This is a genomic window from Mesorhizobium sp. LjRoot246 (assembly GCF_964254115.1).
GTDB lineage: Bacteria > Pseudomonadota > Alphaproteobacteria > Rhizobiales > Rhizobiaceae > Mesorhizobium.
Window position 1 is genome coordinate 2,671,247 of the sequence record NZ_CAXUSN020000001.1, and the last position, 15,901, is coordinate 2,687,147.

At 61.9% G+C, this 15,901-nt stretch carries 15 protein-coding genes; 9 read left to right on the forward strand and 6 right to left on the reverse strand.

What is annotated here, in order from left to right; translation table 11 throughout:
* Positions 1–34: 34 nt before the first annotated feature.
* The 4 genes from ACSQ3L_RS12845 to ACSQ3L_RS12860 form a co-directional block, all read right to left on the reverse strand.
* Entirely contained in the window at positions 35–1,231 is a 1,197-nt protein-coding gene (locus tag ACSQ3L_RS12845) for a mandelate racemase/muconate lactonizing enzyme family protein (protein WP_436160287.1), read from the reverse strand.
* Positions 1,232–1,309: 78 nt separating this feature from the next.
* Positions 1,310–2,668 carry a mandelate racemase/muconate lactonizing enzyme family protein gene (locus tag ACSQ3L_RS12850; protein ID WP_436160288.1) on the reverse strand — a complete coding sequence of 453 codons (1,359 nt, stop codon included), beginning with the start codon at positions 2,666–2,668 and terminating at the stop codon, positions 1,310–1,312.
* A gap of 61 nt (positions 2,669–2,729) precedes the next feature.
* The gene (locus ACSQ3L_RS12855; RefSeq protein ID WP_436160289.1) at positions 2,730–3,896 is read right to left on the reverse strand and encodes a mandelate racemase/muconate lactonizing enzyme family protein; all 1,167 of its coding nucleotides are present in this window, start codon (positions 3,894–3,896) and stop codon (positions 2,730–2,732) included.
* A gap of 52 nt (positions 3,897–3,948) precedes the next feature.
* On the reverse strand, positions 3,949–4,659 hold the full coding sequence (locus ACSQ3L_RS12860) for a GntR family transcriptional regulator (protein ID WP_292642052.1): 711 nt from the start codon (positions 4,657–4,659) through the stop codon (positions 3,949–3,951).
* Between the two features lie 215 nt (positions 4,660–4,874).
* Here ACSQ3L_RS12860 and ACSQ3L_RS12865 point away from each other — a divergent pair, with 215 nt between their 5' ends.
* The 9 genes from ACSQ3L_RS12865 (at position 4,875) to gspG (ending at position 14,718) form a co-directional block, all read left to right on the forward strand.
* The gene (locus ACSQ3L_RS12865) at positions 4,875–6,353 is read left to right on the forward strand and encodes an ABC transporter substrate-binding protein (protein WP_436160290.1); all 1,479 of its coding nucleotides are present in this window, start codon (positions 4,875–4,877) and stop codon (positions 6,351–6,353) included.
* Between the two features lie 77 nt (positions 6,354–6,430).
* Positions 6,431–7,390 (forward strand): carbohydrate ABC transporter permease, encoded by a 960-nt coding sequence (locus tag ACSQ3L_RS12870; protein WP_436160291.1) that lies wholly within the window; start codon positions 6,431–6,433, stop codon positions 7,388–7,390.
* Positions 7,387–8,277 (forward strand): carbohydrate ABC transporter permease, encoded by an 891-nt coding sequence (locus ACSQ3L_RS12875; RefSeq protein ID WP_436160292.1) that lies wholly within the window; start codon positions 7,387–7,389, stop codon positions 8,275–8,277. Before ACSQ3L_RS12870 ends, ACSQ3L_RS12875 begins: the two co-directional genes overlap by 4 nt.
* An 11-nt stretch (positions 8,278–8,288) precedes the next feature.
* Positions 8,289–9,386, forward strand: a complete 1,098-nt coding sequence (locus tag ACSQ3L_RS12880; protein ID WP_436160293.1) for an ABC transporter ATP-binding protein — start codon at positions 8,289–8,291, stop codon at positions 9,384–9,386.
* A gap of 32 nt (positions 9,387–9,418) precedes the next feature.
* Positions 9,419–10,582, forward strand: a complete 1,164-nt coding sequence (locus ACSQ3L_RS12885; protein WP_436160294.1) for a mandelate racemase/muconate lactonizing enzyme family protein — start codon at positions 9,419–9,421, stop codon at positions 10,580–10,582.
* 23 nt (positions 10,583–10,605) lie between these two features.
* Positions 10,606–11,349 (forward strand): ribonuclease activity regulator RraA, encoded by a 744-nt coding sequence (locus ACSQ3L_RS12890; protein WP_292179664.1) that lies wholly within the window; start codon positions 10,606–10,608, stop codon positions 11,347–11,349.
* Positions 11,350–11,645: 296 nt separating this feature from the next.
* On the forward strand, positions 11,646–13,769 hold the full coding sequence (gspD, locus tag ACSQ3L_RS12895) for a type II secretion system secretin GspD (RefSeq protein WP_436160295.1): 2,124 nt from the start codon (positions 11,646–11,648) through the stop codon (positions 13,767–13,769).
* Positions 13,769–14,266: a prepilin peptidase gene (locus tag ACSQ3L_RS12900; RefSeq protein ID WP_436160296.1), complete on the forward strand. Its 498-nt coding sequence runs from the start codon at positions 13,769–13,771 to the stop codon at positions 14,264–14,266. Before gspD ends, ACSQ3L_RS12900 begins: the two co-directional genes overlap by 1 nt.
* Positions 14,266–14,718: a type II secretion system major pseudopilin GspG gene (gspG, locus tag ACSQ3L_RS12905; protein ID WP_436160297.1), complete on the forward strand. Its 453-nt coding sequence runs from the start codon at positions 14,266–14,268 to the stop codon at positions 14,716–14,718. The genes ACSQ3L_RS12900 and gspG overlap by 1 nt, the downstream gene beginning before the upstream one ends.
* A 99-nt stretch (positions 14,719–14,817) precedes the next feature.
* Here gspG and ACSQ3L_RS12910 read toward each other — a convergent pair whose 3' ends face one another.
* Positions 14,818–15,552 carry a PulJ/GspJ family protein gene (locus ACSQ3L_RS12910; protein WP_436160298.1) on the reverse strand — a complete coding sequence of 245 codons (735 nt, stop codon included), beginning with the start codon at positions 15,550–15,552 and terminating at the stop codon, positions 14,818–14,820.
* Positions 15,549–15,896, reverse strand: a complete 348-nt coding sequence (locus ACSQ3L_RS12915; RefSeq protein WP_436160299.1) for a PulJ/GspJ family protein — start codon at positions 15,894–15,896, stop codon at positions 15,549–15,551. The genes ACSQ3L_RS12910 and ACSQ3L_RS12915 overlap by 4 nt, the downstream gene beginning before the upstream one ends.
* Between the last annotated feature and the right edge of the window lie 5 nt (positions 15,897–15,901).

The window sequence follows — 15,901 nt, forward strand, 5'->3', positions numbered from 1 at the left end:
CGGACGAAGTAGGCCAGCAGGCAGCTGCCGACATTCAGTCGAAGAAGCCGAAATCCTCTTCCTTGAGGTGCTTCTTCGCGCCTGTGGCGTCGATGTCGACGCCTAATCCGGGAGCTTCGAGCAAATCGATCATCGAATCCTTCACGATCTGCGCAGGCAGCCCAACAACGATATCCTCCCACCAGGGGTCGGAGGCGCTGGGATATTCGAAGGCGATGTAGTTGGCGGGCAGTGTGGCGCAGACATTGATCAGCGCGCCGAGGCCCAGCAGACCGTTCGCCGTGCCGTGCGGCGCCATCATGATCGAGTGCATGTAGGCATGCTCGGCCACCCATTTGAGCTCGGCGATGCCGCCGATATCGGCGGGGTCCGGACCGATGACGCGGACTGCCTGCGTCTCGATCAGTTCCTTGAAGTTGTGACGCAGGTAGATCTGCTCTCCCGTGTGGATGGGGGTAGAGGTGGATGTCGTGAGTTCCCGATAAGCCTGCGGATTGACCCACGGCACGTAGTCGCCCGTCAGCATGTCCTCCAGCCACATCAAATTGCATTTCTCGACCGCCCGCGCAAAGCGGATCGCGTCCGGCAGGAACCAGCCGGGGCCACAATCCAGGGCTAGAGAGACCTTGTCGCCGAGCACCTCCTTCATGGCGATGACGCATTCGATCATATGCGCCATGCCGCGCTCGCTGATCTGCCCCTGGTCCATGGCGCCGTGATAGGTCGGCGGCTGGCGGACGCCGTAGTGGAAGTCGGGCACGCTCGTCTTCATGTTGGAGTGGAAGCTGATGCCCTGCTTGACCATGAAGAAATTTTCAGGCCGCTCCATCATCCATTTGACGTCCGCCGCATAGTCCTCGGGCCGGTCGCCCGTCCGCTTCTTGCGGATCGAACCGTTATAGACCCGCACCTTGTCGCGCACCTTGCCGCCCAGCAGCTTGTAAACCGGAACGCCGGCCGCCTTGCCGGCGATGTCCCAGAGAGCGTGCTCGATGGCGCTGACGGCGGCGCCGTAGGGTTTGAAGGAGCCTCGCTGACGGATCTTCAGCATGCAGCGTTCGACGTCGGTCGGGTCTTCGCCAATCAACGCCTCGCGGAAATGCAGCACCCAAGGCTTGAGGTAGGGCTTGGTGAACTCCACTTCGCCCAGGCCATAAAAGCCTTCGTCGGTCACGATGCGGACGATGGGATGCTTGCCGATGACGGCGCACCGGAGGTCGGTGATCTTCATGCTCTGCCTTTCTCATCTTCCTTCAAAAAGGCGGGCCTTCCCTCAAAAGGTGGGACCTTCGCTCAAAAGGTGAGGCGGTCAGCTCCAGGTCCGGTCCCAGGAATATTCGTCATCCCAGCGATCGGTCGGCTGCCAGATGCCTTTGACGCCTTCCTGCAGATGCTGGCTGATGACTTCGTCAACCACGTCGTCGATGCCCAGGCCCGGTTTGTCCGGCACTGTGATGAACCCATCCTTGACCAGCGGCTTGGGCAAGCCCGTGACGATATCGTCCCACCAGTCCACTTCGACGCTGTGATATTCCAGCGCCATGAAGTTTTCCGTGGCCACCGCGACATGCGCGGCGGCCATCGCGGCGATCGGGCTCTCCGCCATGTGAATGGCCATGGCAACGCCGTGCTCCTGCGCCGCATCGCCAATCTTCTTGGTCTCGAGGATGCCGCCGGTGGTCAGCAGGTCCGGGTGGATGACCGAGATGCCTGCGTTGAGCAGCGGCTCAAAGGCTTCCTTGAGGTAGATGTCTTCACCGGTGCAGATCGGCACGGACGTCGCCTGCTGCAACTGCCGATACTGCTCGGTGTATTGCCAGGGGATCACGTCCTCGAGCCAGGCTGGGGCGTATTTCTCGATCCGCCGGGCGAGACGGATGCCATCCTGCAGCGAGATGTGGCCGACATGGTCGATGGCGAGCGGGATCTCGTAGCCGATCACCTCGCGGACCTCGTGGATATATTGATCGAGCAGGTCGATGCCCTTTTCGGTGAAATGGAGGCCGGTGAAGGGATGTGGCACGTTCTGCGCGTCATAGTCGGCGTTTCGCGCCCGGCGCTCGTCCAGGGTGCGTGCCCGGCCGCGAGCGGCATGCGTGCGGAAACCGTCGAGCACGCCTGCCGGCGCAGCCACCGCGCCTGGGATGTGGGAGATCTGCGCCAGCCCGAGGTCCATCTTGAGGAAGGTGAAACCGAGATCCATCCGCGCCTTGAGCCGCTTGCCGGTTTCGGTGCCACTGGGCTTGTCCGCGTCGGTGTCGCAATAGACACGCACCTTGTCGCGGAACCGCCCCCCGAGCATCTGGTAGATCGGCACGCCATAGGCCTTGCCGGCGAGATCCCACAGCGCGATTTCGACCGCCGAGACACCGCCACCCTGCCGGCCATGGCCGCCGAACTGCTTGATGCGGCGAAACAGGCGGTCGATGTCGCAAGGGTTCTCGCCGAGCAGCCGGCTCTTCAGCATCAGCGCGTATGTGGCGCTGGCGCCGTCACGCACTTCGCCCAAGCCCACAATGCCCTGGTTGGTGTAGATCTTGATGAGCGCCGAGGTGAACGGCGCGCCGACGATTTCGGCTACCCTCAGGTCGGTGATGCGCAGGTCGCCCGGCTTGGAGTTGGGGTTCACCCGATTGAGCGCCTCGTCGGCTCCAAGCGTTTTTGGCATGGCTTATCCTCGTTCTGGTCGGCGGGCTTGTTGTGCACAGGCCGGCCCGCACAGGGCGTCGCTAGCCCAATTCAATTTCATGGGCCTGCAGGTAGTCGCGGTCCATCTCGATACCGAGACCGGGCTTCGACGACAGCTTGAGGCTGCCGTTCGAGACGTCGAGTGGTCTGTCGATGAGATGATCGTATTTGCCCAGGTTCCACTCGGACGTTTCGAGCTTGTAGAAATTGGGAACGGTCATCATCACCTGCGCTCCCGCAACCACGTTGATCGGTCCCGCGGCGTCATGTGGCGAGACCGGGATGTAGTAGGCTTCGCAAAGGGCGGAAATCTTCTTGAGTTCGGTAATGCCGCCGGTCCAGGTGACGTCTGGCATGATGTAGTCGGCGAGCCTGTTCTCGAGGACCGGCACGAAATCCCACTTCGTGTGGCCGCGTTCGCCCCACGAGATGGCGGCACCGACCTTCTCACGCACCTGCTTGAGGGCGTTGAGGCTCTCGGGCGGGCAGGGCTCCTCAAACCAGTCGATCTGGCCGGCTTCCTCGAGGCTCCGGCAGAGGCGGACGGCGGTGGGAACGTCGAAGCGTCCATGCGCGTCGATGAGAATGTCGACATCGGGTCCCGCCGTTTCGCGGATCAGGGCCGTGAGTTCGGCGGCTTCGCGCTCGTCCTTGCGGGTCATGCCGCCATCGAGGTAGCCGTCCCGCTGTTCGCGGGAAAGGCCGTCGGCGGTGCGGCCCTGGTGGGGGAACGGATCGAACTTGAGCGCGGTGTGTCCGGACTCGACGATATCCAGAATTTCGCGGACCACAGCTTCCTTGCTGGTGAATTTGGCCTGGTTGGGATGGGTGTAGAGCGTGATTTCATCGCGTACGGGTCCGCCCAACAATTCGTAAATCGGCTTGCCAAGGACTTTGCCCCGGATGTCCCAGAGCGCGATATCGATAGCACTCACGCATTCGACGGCGGCGCCGCGGCTGCCCATGTAGGTGAAGCTGCGGAAAATCTTGTGCCAGAGATGCTCGATACGCGCCGGATCCTCGCCTGTCACGGCAACACCGATCTGCCGCAGGATCGTGCACAAGGCGCGGTTGGCGAGCCTTGTGGTGGTGGTGATCTCTCCCCAGCCGCTCACCCCTTCGTCGGTCGTTACTTCGACGAACAGGAACTCTCCCCAATAGGAAGCACCGGATTTGATCAGCCACGGCCGAACGCTCGTGATTTTCATCTCAATTGCCTTTATCGGGAATGGTCAGGCCACGATGTTCTGGACTGGACATCTATCCAGCCCGAGCGGCGTTGCGCGCACGCATCTGTTCAAGAACATGCCGGCCAGAACCCTCGACATGGCGGGAAATGAGTTCGCCCGCCGCGTCGGCATTTCCCGCTTTGATATGTGCGATCAGCTCGCGGTGCTCACGCATGATGGCGGCCCGCCGCGCGAGCGTGAAATTGAAACGCCGGCTCACGGCTCGCAGCACTTCGCGATGCTTCCACCACAACTCGGCGGCATGACGGTTATAGTGGCGCTGGTACATCACGGTGTGGAACGCGGTATCCAGTTCACTGTGCCTGAATGTGTCGGCGAAGTTGTTCTCTTCGATCAGCGCCTGGATACGTTCGAGTTCGGCGATGTCCTCGTCGGTAGCCATATTCACAAACCATCGTGTCAGGGCTGGCTCGATCAGGACACCGATCTCGTAGATATCCCTGACAAAATCCTGATCTATGGGTCGGACGCGCGCGCCGCGGTTGGCGACAAAAGTTACAAAGCCCTCTCCACGCAACAGCTGCAGCGCCTCCCGCACGGGGTTGGTCGAGGTGCCGTGACGCCGGGCGAGATCGGTGACCACAAGGCGCTCGTTGGCGGCCAACCGTCCCTCAATGATGTCTTCCCTGATCAGTTCATAGAGCGAGGCGCCCTCGCTGGAGGCCCCGATGGGGTCGATTCCCGCGGGTGGCTCTGCTTTAAAATCGCTTGTTTCGGCCAACGCCGGGCTCCCCAAGATTAATACACATTTTCCCCGATATCACACACGTCTTTCACAAACAATGTACGATCTGGTGCGTTGACAGGCAATCCACGATCTGAAAACGTACTAAGCGATCGAAGGGGTACATAGAGCCGAGACACATCCCCGCGGTCGAAAGAGCAAGGACCGCTTGCCTCGGCCCGAAGCGGCATGGGAGAACCAGGAGGAAACCTATGACGAGGATTACGCTCGGCAGTGCGGTCCTGCGCGCCACTGTCGTCCCAGTGTTGATGGCATCGCTGATGTCCACAACGGCGCTGGGTGCGCCGCCGGTCGACCTGAGCAAATGGTCGCCGGAATATGTGCGCTCCATCGCGGGCACACAGGATTTCGACACGGCAGCCGATTGCGGCAAGGTCACCCCGCTCGACTATAAGGGGCGACTGACTTTCTGGTATCAGGGCGTGTTCGAGGGCGACCCCGACCTCCTGCGCCAGTACTACAAGGATTTCTTCGAGACCTTCCGCAAGACCTATCCGAACATTCAGCTCGAGGACCAAGCCCTCACCTATAACGACCTGCTCGACAAGTTCCGCACGGCGCTGCTGGGCAATGCCGCGCCGATGGCGGTGCGCCTGCAAATCCTCGGTGGTACCGAGTTCGCCTCAAAGGGTTATTTGGAGCCACTGAAGCCCGAGGATGTGGGCTATTCGACCGAGGATTTCTGGCCCGGCGCCATGAAGGCCGTGACCTGGGAGGGCGTGACCTACGGCATCCCGACCAACAACGAGACGATGGCGTTCATCTGGAACGCCGACATTTTCAAGCGCGCGGGGCTCGATCCCGACAAGGCTCCGGCTACCTGGGACGACGTCGTCAAGTATTCCAAGCAGATCCACGACAAGCTAGGCATTGCCGGTTACGGCCTCGTGGCTCGCAAGAATGCCGGCAATACGCCGTACCGCTTCATGCCGCAGTTGTGGGCCTATGGCGGCGGCGTCTTCGATGAAGCCGCCGCGAACCCGACCTACGGCGAGGTCGAACTCGACAGCCCGCAGAGCAAGGCGGCGCTGCAAGCCTCGTACGACATGTATGTTCGCGACAAATCGGTTCCGGTTTCGGCGCTCACCAACCAGCAGGCCGATAACCAGCCCCTGTTCGTCGCCGGCCAGCTCGGCATGATGATCTCGCACCCGTCCGACTACAACGTGATGCTCGACCTGCAGAAGAAGGCGACGGGCACCGACAAGGACAAGGCGCAGACCGTCATCGACAACATGCGCTATGGCCTCATTCCGACCGGCCCCGACGGCAAGCGCGCGGTCGTGTTCGGCGGCTCCAACATCCACATCCTGAAGCCCGAATATGTCGAGGGCGGCAAGGTGGACGAGCCGGCTGCAAAGGCTATCATCTGCATGTGGACCAGCCCGGAATGGTCGCTGAAGATGGCGTACGCCGGCTCGAATCCGGGCAACCTTAATGGCTTCAAGACCAAATGGATGAAGGAACGGCTGGACAAGATCAAGTTCCTCGACGTCACGACCTCGATGCTGCCATACGGCATCCCGTTCCCGGCGCTGCCGCAGTCCCCCGAGATCATGAACATCATTGTCCCGGACATGCTGCAGAATGCCCTGACCGGAGCGATGACGGTCGACCAGGCAGCGGACGACGCGGCCAAAAAGGTAAAAGACCTGATGGGCGGACTCTAGTCCGAGCCTGACCTGCGACCTGACCGGCTGCGCCGATCGTGCAGCCGGTTCGTTCCGAAGAATAAGGGCACACCCCAGTGACGATCTTGACCGGCAAGGCCGAGGCTCGCCGAAGATTGCAACCCGGCAGGTCCGGCGTGCTGCAAGAGGTATGGGAGCATCGCGCGGACTATGCGTATGTGCTTCCTGCGATCATGGTGATGCTCATCGTCATCGCCTATCCGATCTACTACACGATCGAGCTGTCGTTCTTCAAGACGCCGCCTGGCCTGCAGCTCCGCGACAAGAGCTTCATCGGCTTTGACAACTACACAGCCATCCTCACCAGCCAGGTGTTCTGGAAAGTCACCTGGAACACGCTGATCTGGACACTGGGATCCACGCTCATTTCCTTTGTCCTGGGGTTTGGCGCCGCGCTGGCGCTGCACCGCGACTTTGTCGGCCGTGGCGTCCTGCGCGCCATCCTGATCATTCCCTGGGTCATCAGCGCGGTTGCCGCCTCCTACATCTGGAAGTGGATTTACCATTCGGATTTCGGGATCATCGGTGCGGTGCTGGTCGGCCTTGGGTTGGCGGACCGGCCGCCGAACTTCATCGACAATGTCAGCACGGTGCTGCCGTCCCTGATCATCGTCAATATCTGGCGCGAGTTTCCGTTCGCCATGATCATGATGATGGCCGGCCTGCAGACTGTCCCCGAGCAGCTGCTGCGCGCCGCGGAAGTCGATGGCGCCAATGCATGGCAGCGCTTCTGGCACGTCACCTTCCCGCACTTGCGCAACGTCTCGACTGTGACGATCCTGCTGCTCGCGGTGGCCAACTTCAATTCCTTCATCATCCCGTGGATCATGACCGGCGGCGGGCCATCGAACGCATCGCATATCTGGATCACGCACATTTATGAGCTGGCCTTCGGACGGCAGCGCTGGGGCGTCGCATCGGCCTATTCGGTGCTCCTGTTCCTCATCCTGATGATGCTGGGCTACTTCTACGTCCGCGCGCTGACCGGCAACGAGCGGAAAGAGGGGGGCGCATGACCGCGACCGCCGAGACAGCCCCTCGAGACCGGCCCCGTCGCCGCACGCGCGTCGACGGATGGCGGTGGGCCGGGCGTGTCTTCCTCGTGTTCATGCTGCTTTACACCGCGTTGCCGATGATCTGGATGCTGATCACCTCGATCAAGTCCGGGTTCGCGGCGACGCAATTCCCGCCGCAATGGTGGCCCGACGAGCCTACCCTCGCCAGCTACCAGAAGCTGCTCGATCCGCAGAACAGCGTCGGCCAGGATTTCCTCCGCTTCTTCTGGAACAGCCTCTTCGTGTCGACCGTCACGACAATCCTTTCGGTGATCGTGGCTGTCCCCGCGGCCTACGCGTTTTCGCGCTTCAGTTTTCCCGGCCGAAACTTCCTGTTCTTTGCTGTGCTGCTGCGCAACATGTTCCCGGCGGTGATCTTTCTCGTGCCGCTCTTCATCCTGATGCGCGCGATCGGGCTGGTGAACACGCATGGCTCACTGGTTCTCACCTATCTCACCTTCGGCCTGCCGCTGGCGATCTGGCTGCTCAAGGGTTTCTACGACAACATCCCGGTGCAGCTCGAGCAGGCAGCGCGCATCGATGGGGCAACGCGGTTTCAGGCCTTTATCCTGATCGTGATGCCGCTCTCGACGCCGGGGATCATCGCCACCGCGATCTATTCCTTCATCGGCGCGTGGAACGAGTACATCTACGCCTACACCTTCCTCTCCAAGAACGAGCAGTTGACCCTGCCGGTCGGAATCCAGCGCTTCTTCTCGGAAAATACGACGGACTTTCCGGGCCTGATGGCGGCCAGCTTCATGATGAGCGTGCCCGTCGTGGTGCTGTTCCTCGTCCTGCAACGATACTTCGTACGCGCCCTTACAGAAGGCGCGGTCAAGCACTAGGGAGTTTGCCGATGGCCCACGTGGTCCTCAAAGATCTCGTCAAGACCTATGGCGGCTTCAAGGCTGTCAACGACGTTTCGCTGACAGTCAATGACGGTGAGTTCGTAGCACTCGTTGGTCCTTCGGGCTGCGGCAAGACAACGACGCTCAATCTTGTGGCCGGGCTGATCCCGATCACATCTGGCGACATCGTCATCGGGGACCGGGTGGTCAACGACCTCGACCCCAAGGACCGTGACATCGCGATGGTGTTCCAGAACTACGCGCTCTACCCGCAGAAATCGGTCTACAAGAACCTGGCATTCCCGCTGCAGATGCGCAAACTGCCCAGGGAGGAGATCGACAGGAAGGTCAAGGAAGCTGCGCGGGTGCTCGACATGACGCATCTGCTCGAGCGCAAGCCGCGCGAACTTTCCGGCGGGCAGCAGCAGCGCGTGGCGCTCGGCCGTGCCCTCGTCCGAGACCCGGCGGTGTTCCTCATGGACGAGCCGCTCTCCAACCTCGATGCCAAACTGCGCGTGCAGATGCGGTCGGAGATCAAGCGCTTCCACCAGGACCTCAAGGCGACGATCATCTATGTGACGCACGACCAGCTAGAGGCCGTGACCATGGCCGACAAGATGGCGGTGATGAACGGAGGCTACCTGCAGCAATACGATTCACCGGCCCAGGTCTTTGCTCATCCGGTGAACATGTTTGTTGCCAGCTTCATCGGCAGCCCAGCGATGAGCCTTATTCCGCTGGAAGCTTCGGCGGCAAACGGCAACACTGTGTTGACCAGCGCGGAGGGCTGGAGCCTTGAGCTCTCGCCGCGCAACGCTCGGAAGGTCGCGAGAGCAACGACCAGGAAGGTTGTGCTCGGAGCCCGACACTCAACGGTCAAGCTGCATAAGAGCGTCGTCGCCGGCGCCATTCCGGCCAAGGCCTATACGGTGGAACCAACCGGAGACGTCACCTTCGTGCAGGCGCTCCTCTCCGGCGCCATCGTCAACATCAGCGTGTCCCCCAACATCACCGTCGCGCCTGACGAGCAGATCTGGCTCGAGTTCGACCAGGAGCGGATGCATCTGTTCGACGGCGAAACTGAAATGGCCCTCGAGGCCAACTAGGACAGGCAGATGCGTGTGGAACGTGGGCGTGGATGACTGAGAAGCTTAAGATCACCGCGATCAAGCCCTATCCTGTGTGGGTAGGGACGCGTAACCAGATGCTCGTCAAGGTCGAGACCGACCATGGCATCTTCGGCTGGGGCGAGAGCGGCTTGAGCGGCCGCGAGCGGGCCGTGGCCGGAGCGGTCGAGCATTATCGCGAGTTTCTCATCGGCCGCGACCCGATGCAGATCGGACGGATCTGGCAGGAGGTCTATCGCAGCCAGTACTTCGAAGGCGGGCGCGTTCTGCAGGCGGCGATTTCCGCCATCGACATCGCCCTTCACGACATCAAGGGCAAGGCGCTGGGGGTGCCGGTCTACGAGTTGCTGGGCGGCAAGCAGCGCGACCGCATCCCAACCTTCGCCTCGACCGGCGACGAAGCCGAGGGCGATGCTGCCATCGAACGCGCCCTCGAACTGTGCGCACGGGGTTGGCAGGCGATCCGCTTCTTTCCCGTCGGGCAAAGCAGCAGGGACATCTTCGAGCCGCGCCAGTCGATCGGCGCTACCGCGAAGATGCTGAACAAAGCGCGCGAGGCGCTGGGCGACGACGTCGTCCTTGGCATCGACTATCATCACCGACTGTCGGTGGCAGAGGCGGCGAGCTTCTGCAACAAGCTCCGCCGCGGCGTGCTCGATTTCCTCGAGGAGCCGATACGCGACGAGACGCCGGAGGCCTATGAATCCCTGCGCACGATGACCGACATCCCCTTTGCCATCGGCGAGGAATTTGCCAGCAAGTGGCAGTTCCTGCCCTATATCGAGCGTGGCATCCATCAGTTCAATCGGATCGATGTCTGCAATGTCGGCGGGCTCACCGAGGCGATGAAGGTCGCTGGCTGGAGCGAGGCGCACTACGTAGACCTGATGCCGCACAATCCGCTTGGTCCAGTGTGCACGGCCGCGACTGTGCATCTCGCCTGCGCGGTGCCCAACTTCGCCTGGCTCGAGACCAGGGAGCCCGAAACAAAACTGGGCTTCGACAATTCCGACTTCTTCCCCGTGCAACCAAGGCTCGACGGCCCTGATTACCCGGTCGGCGATCTGCCGGGGCTCGGCATCGAGGTCAACGAAGCTGCGATCCAGGCGCAGAGCTTGCGTTTCTGGGAAGCGCCTCACCTGAAGCGCCGCGACGGTTCCGTCACGAACTGGTAGTTCCCTTCAACCGGAGTACGACAATGACGCATACCTCCGAGATCACGCGGCCGCCCAAAGACCTGATCGACGCGCTAAGGGAAATCGGCGCCGCGACGGTTGCCGGCACTCTTGGTCACATGGGCTTCCGCAATCCGCACATGGTCGGTCCGGTGGCGCAGAACCATGGGAAGTCGATCGTCGGGCCAGCGCTGACGCTGCAGTTCTTGCCGCAGCGGCCGGACCTCTTCAGCGAAGGTGAATATGCCGATCCGGAAACGCAACTGCACCGGCATGTGCTCTATCACGCACAGGAGGGCGACGTGGTCGTGGTCGATGCGCGCGGCGACATGAGTTCGGGCGTCTTCGGCGATATGATGTCTACGTATTTCAAGGGCAGAGGCGGCGCCGGCATCGTTATCGACGGGTGCATGCGCGACCGGCCTAATGTTGAAAAACTCGATCTGCCGCTATGGCTGCGCGGCTGGACCCCCAACTACCATGTGCAGACCAGCATCTATCCGAACGCCGTAAACGTTCCGATTGCCTGCGGCGGTGTCACGGTGATCCCCGGCGACATTATCGTCGCCGACGACGACGGGGCGGTGGTGCTTCCCGTCGCGATGGCCACGAAGGTAATCGAAGAATCGCAGAAGCATCACGATTGGGAGGAGTTCTCCCGCATGAAGCTGATGCAGGGGGCTCCGCTGCAGCGCTACTATCCGCTGCACGACGATGCCCGAGGCGAATACGAGGAATGGCGCAAAACCAATCGCTTGACGGATTGATGTTGACGGGTGAACGCCTATGGCGTCATGGACCTGGGGCCGATGAAGGATTGTTGCCGTCGTCGACCGGACTGTCGGGACGGATATCACCGGCTTTCGACGCACTGCGTAGGGCCGAGAGTATCGGTCGCCGCCCGGCCGAAACAGATGGCCGCTCCGCGGTGAGATCATTCCACTCCAGCGGCAATACCGCCGCCCTCCGCCACCAACCCTGTGGATAGACCCCGAATACCCCCATCATTCCAAACATCCGGTAGCAAGAAGCCCTAGACTGGGAATCCAGGGGAATCGGGTGGATGTCGATCAGGCCGAGTAGTCGCGTCGTGTTGTGCACGTTGCTGGCGATTGCCGGCTGCACCTCCGCGCCGGGCAAGGACTTCTTCACCGAAACCATCGACAGCCTGCATGCCAAGAATTCGCCGTTGCGGGCGGGTTACACCGGACCCGGTGCGGTCACGTCGGCCGCCGGCCAAGCGCAGCGCTTCAACGGCACGCAGTATCAGGGCTCGGGCCAGTTCGTCTCCTCCGGCGCACCCGTCACCAAGGTGACGACAGATGGTTCGGGCCAGTTCGAGCTTAACCTGATCAACGCGCCGATCACCGAGGCGGCTAAGGCGGTGCTCGGCGACGCGCTTCACCTCAACTACATTGTCGACCCGCGCGTGCAGGGCACGGTGACGCTGCAGACCTCGCAGCCGGTGTCGAAGGATGCGCTGGTCGACATCCTGCAATCGGCGCTCGCGGTCAACGGCGCCGGCATCACCAACCGCGCCGGCACCTACCAGGTCGTGCCGCTTGCCGAGATCATGTCCAGCACACCGCCGGTCAGCGTGCCGTCGGTTTCGCCGTCCGGCCCCGGCGTCAAGGTGCAGGTGCTGCAGCTGCAATTCATCGCCGCCGACGAGATGAAGACCATCCTCGAACCGATCACCCGCCAGGGCTCCGTGCTGCGGGTCGATTCCACCCGCAACCTGATCACCGTCGCCGGCAATGACAGCGACCTCAATGCCATACGCGAAGCGGTTTCGGTGTTCGATGTCGACTGGATGCGCGGCATGTCGGTGGCGCTGCATCCGCTGAAGACCTCCAAGCCGGAGGCGGTTGCCGCCGAGCTGGATTCGATTTTCGGGACCAAGGAAGGGCCGGGCGCCAAGCTCATCCAGTTCATCCCCAACGACAGACTGAATTCGGTGCTGGTGATCACGTCGCGCCCGGCCTATCTCAGCCGCGCCGCGGCCTGGATCAACAAGCTCGACAAGCTCGCCGAGACCAACGAGGACCAGCTTTTCGTCTACCAGATACAGAACCGCCCGGCCAAGGAGCTGGCCGCGGTGCTGAGTTCCGTGCTCGGCACGACGGTCAAGACCGAGGGCGATTCAGGCGGTTCGAACGTGTCGCCCGACCAGACGCCGATCGCCATGCAGTCGGACGGCGTCACGCCGGTGCCGCTGACCGGGCCGTCGCCTTCGATGCCAATGGCCGACGGACAGCCGCCCGCCCACGCCACGGTCGTTGCCGATGTCGAAAACAACGCGCTGCTGATCCAGACCACGGCGCGCGACTACGAACGTATCGAGCAAATCCTGAGCAAGGTCGACGTGCTGCCGACGCAGGTCATGCTGGAAGCCGTCATTGCCGAAGTGACGCTCAACGACGATTTGAAATACGGCCTGCGCTGGTTTTTCGAAAATGGCGGCACGAAGATCTCGGTGTCCGACGTGGCAAAGGGCGTTGCCGCGGCGGCGCTGCCTGGCTTCAACTGGAGCTACGCCACCGATAACATTCAGGTGACGCTGAACGCCTTGTCCAGTATCACCGACGTGAATGTCATCTCGGCGCCGACCATCATGGCGCTGAACAACCAGAAAGCGGTGCTGCAAGTCGGCGACCAGGTGCCGATCGCCACACGGCAAGTGGTCGACCAGACGATCGGAAGCTCGCCGGTCGTCTCGGTCGAAATGAAGGACACCGGCGTCATCCTGACGGTGACGCCACGCATCAACAATGCCGGCCGGGTCATGCTCGACATCGAGCAGGAGGTCAGCAATGTCACCAGGACGACCAGCTCCGGCATCGATTCGCCGACCATCCAGCAGCGCAAGATCCAGACCCGCGTTCTGGTCAATGACGGCGAGAGCCTGGCGCTGGGCGGCCTCATCCAGTCGCGCAACAATATCGACCGCACGCAAGTGCCCATCCTCGGCGATATTCCGATCATCGGCAACGCGTTCAAGCAAAAGACGGACAGCATCGGACGCACCGAACTGATCATCTTCATCAGGCCGCATGTCGTGCGCGACATCAACGAAGCGCGCGAAGTGACGGACGAATTCCGCGGCAAGATCAGTCTGCAGACGCCAATCCAGAAGCGGCGCGGCGGCACCAAGCTGCAGCAGGATTTGAAGAGGCTGGCGTATTGATGATGGCCGCGCGCCCATCCCTCGTGCTGGCTGCCACCATCGCCCTGGCAATAGTTCTTGCCGCCATTTCGATTGCCGATTTCCGCCGGCAGATCATCCCGGACAGGCTCAATCTGGCGCTGGCCGGCATTGGCCTTGCCTATCAGATGGCGACGGATTTGGATGGCCTGCCGGTGCGGCTGCTGTTCGTCGCCGCGACGTTTGCCGCTGCCTGGCTGATCCGGCGCGGCCATTTCCTGATGACCGGCAGGATCGGGCTCGGCCTCGGCGACGTCAAGATGCTGGCCGCCGCGGCATGTTGGATCAGCCCGCTGCTGTTGCCGGTGCTGCTGTTCATCGCCAGCGCCAGCGCTCTGCTGTTCGTCGGCGGGCAGGTGGTTGCGACAGGCCCGGCGTCGGCGAAGGCGCGTGTCGCCTTCGGTCCGTTCATCGCCATCGGCCTCGGCTGCAGCTGGGCGCTGGAGCAATTTGCAGGTTTGGACATGGGACTGCTCTGATGATCACTCCGCACTTCACCCCTGAAAAATCCGGCTGCGAACGCGATGATCGCGACAGCGGCTTCACCCTGGTCGAGCTTCTGGTCGTGCTCGCCATCATCGCCTTGATCGCGACGCTCGCAGCACCCCAGGTGCTGCGCTATCTCGGCTCGGCCAGGACCAACGCCGCCAAGGCGCAAGTCCGCAACATCGAAAGCGCGCTCGAACTCTACTATGTCGACAATGCGAAATATCCGACCGCGGAGGAGGGGCTCTCGGCTTTGGTGGCGCCGCCCACCGGCGAAGCGCGCTGGAACGGACCCTACCTCAAGGGAACGACAGGCCTGAAGGACCCGTGGGGGCGGCCCTATTCATACGAAGTGAAGGCCGATGCGAGCGGCGTGGTCATCCGCAGCCTTGGAAAAGACGGCAAGCCGGACGGAACCGGCGAAGACCAGGACGTCAGCAACTGACTTTTCTGCTCTAGAACTATTTGTTTTGACGCAATTCCCAAGGGAAAGCGCTATGCGCTTCTCCCGAGAAAACCGTTTCACACTTTTCCTGGAATTGCTCTATGGGCGCCGTGCTTCGGTCGTCCGCGACAGCTGCTGGGCATTGGCCAGGTCGAGGCGGGCAAAACCTCTCGCCGAATAAGCGGCACCATCGTGCAGAACCGAAACGGTGAAGCGCACGGCGGCGGGCAGGCGCCGCGGCGCATTCCAGTTCGGCAACCACGATGATGCTGCCGCCGAACCGTCGAGATATTCGAATTTTATGGCACTTACACCGCCGAGCAGCCGCACCGGGTCGCTCTGCCTCGACGCGCCGGGCTGGCTGCCGCGCCGTGTTTTCTGGACAATGGCCAGTGAGTTTCCGCCAAGCGAAACGGCAATTTCGCGCAGCGCGGAGGATTTGAAGCCGATTGCCTGAACAGCGTTGAATTCGATCCGGGCAGCATCGCCATCGAGATAGAGCACCTGGTCCGGCGACGATTTCGACAACGGCAATGACTCGGCATGGCTGATCGCCGTTTCCAGGAACCGCGATGCGGCATCGACCTCCATCTGAAATTCGGTTGCCTTTTCGATGCGCACCATGGTTCGAGCCTGGCCGAGGAAGACCATCATCAGCGATGTGATCACGCCGATCAGCGCCAGTCCGACCAGCACGTCGATCAGCGCAAATCCCTCAACCGATGCGGATGGTTCTAAGGAAGATCTGGCGTCGGGCAGGGGGACGCCTGAGTGATGTCCCGGCCGGCAAATAGCGCAGATTTTCGAACGAGTGCGGAAGAAAAGGCCGCTCATGGAGCAGCCGGCTCCCGCACCGGCACGAAGGTCAGAAACGGACCGCCTGGAAACGCTCCGCCGGTCTTTTCGATGAGAACCGCGGTCACCTTGGCCTTCGACATTTCTATCGTGCGGGTCTTCAGGGTCCAGCCGGATGGCGCCGTGGCTTGCACCCGGGCCTCATAGTCGGCCAGCATCACACGCACGGTCCTGGCGGCTTCGACCTGGCGCTTGGCAGCAGCGATGCTGCGGCTGGCCAGCACGATCGACTGGCTGGCGATGCCAAGCACCAGCGCCAGGATGGTCATGGCGACGATCATCTCCAGGATCGAAAACCCGTCTTCGGGGGAAGGCTTCGACAATGGCG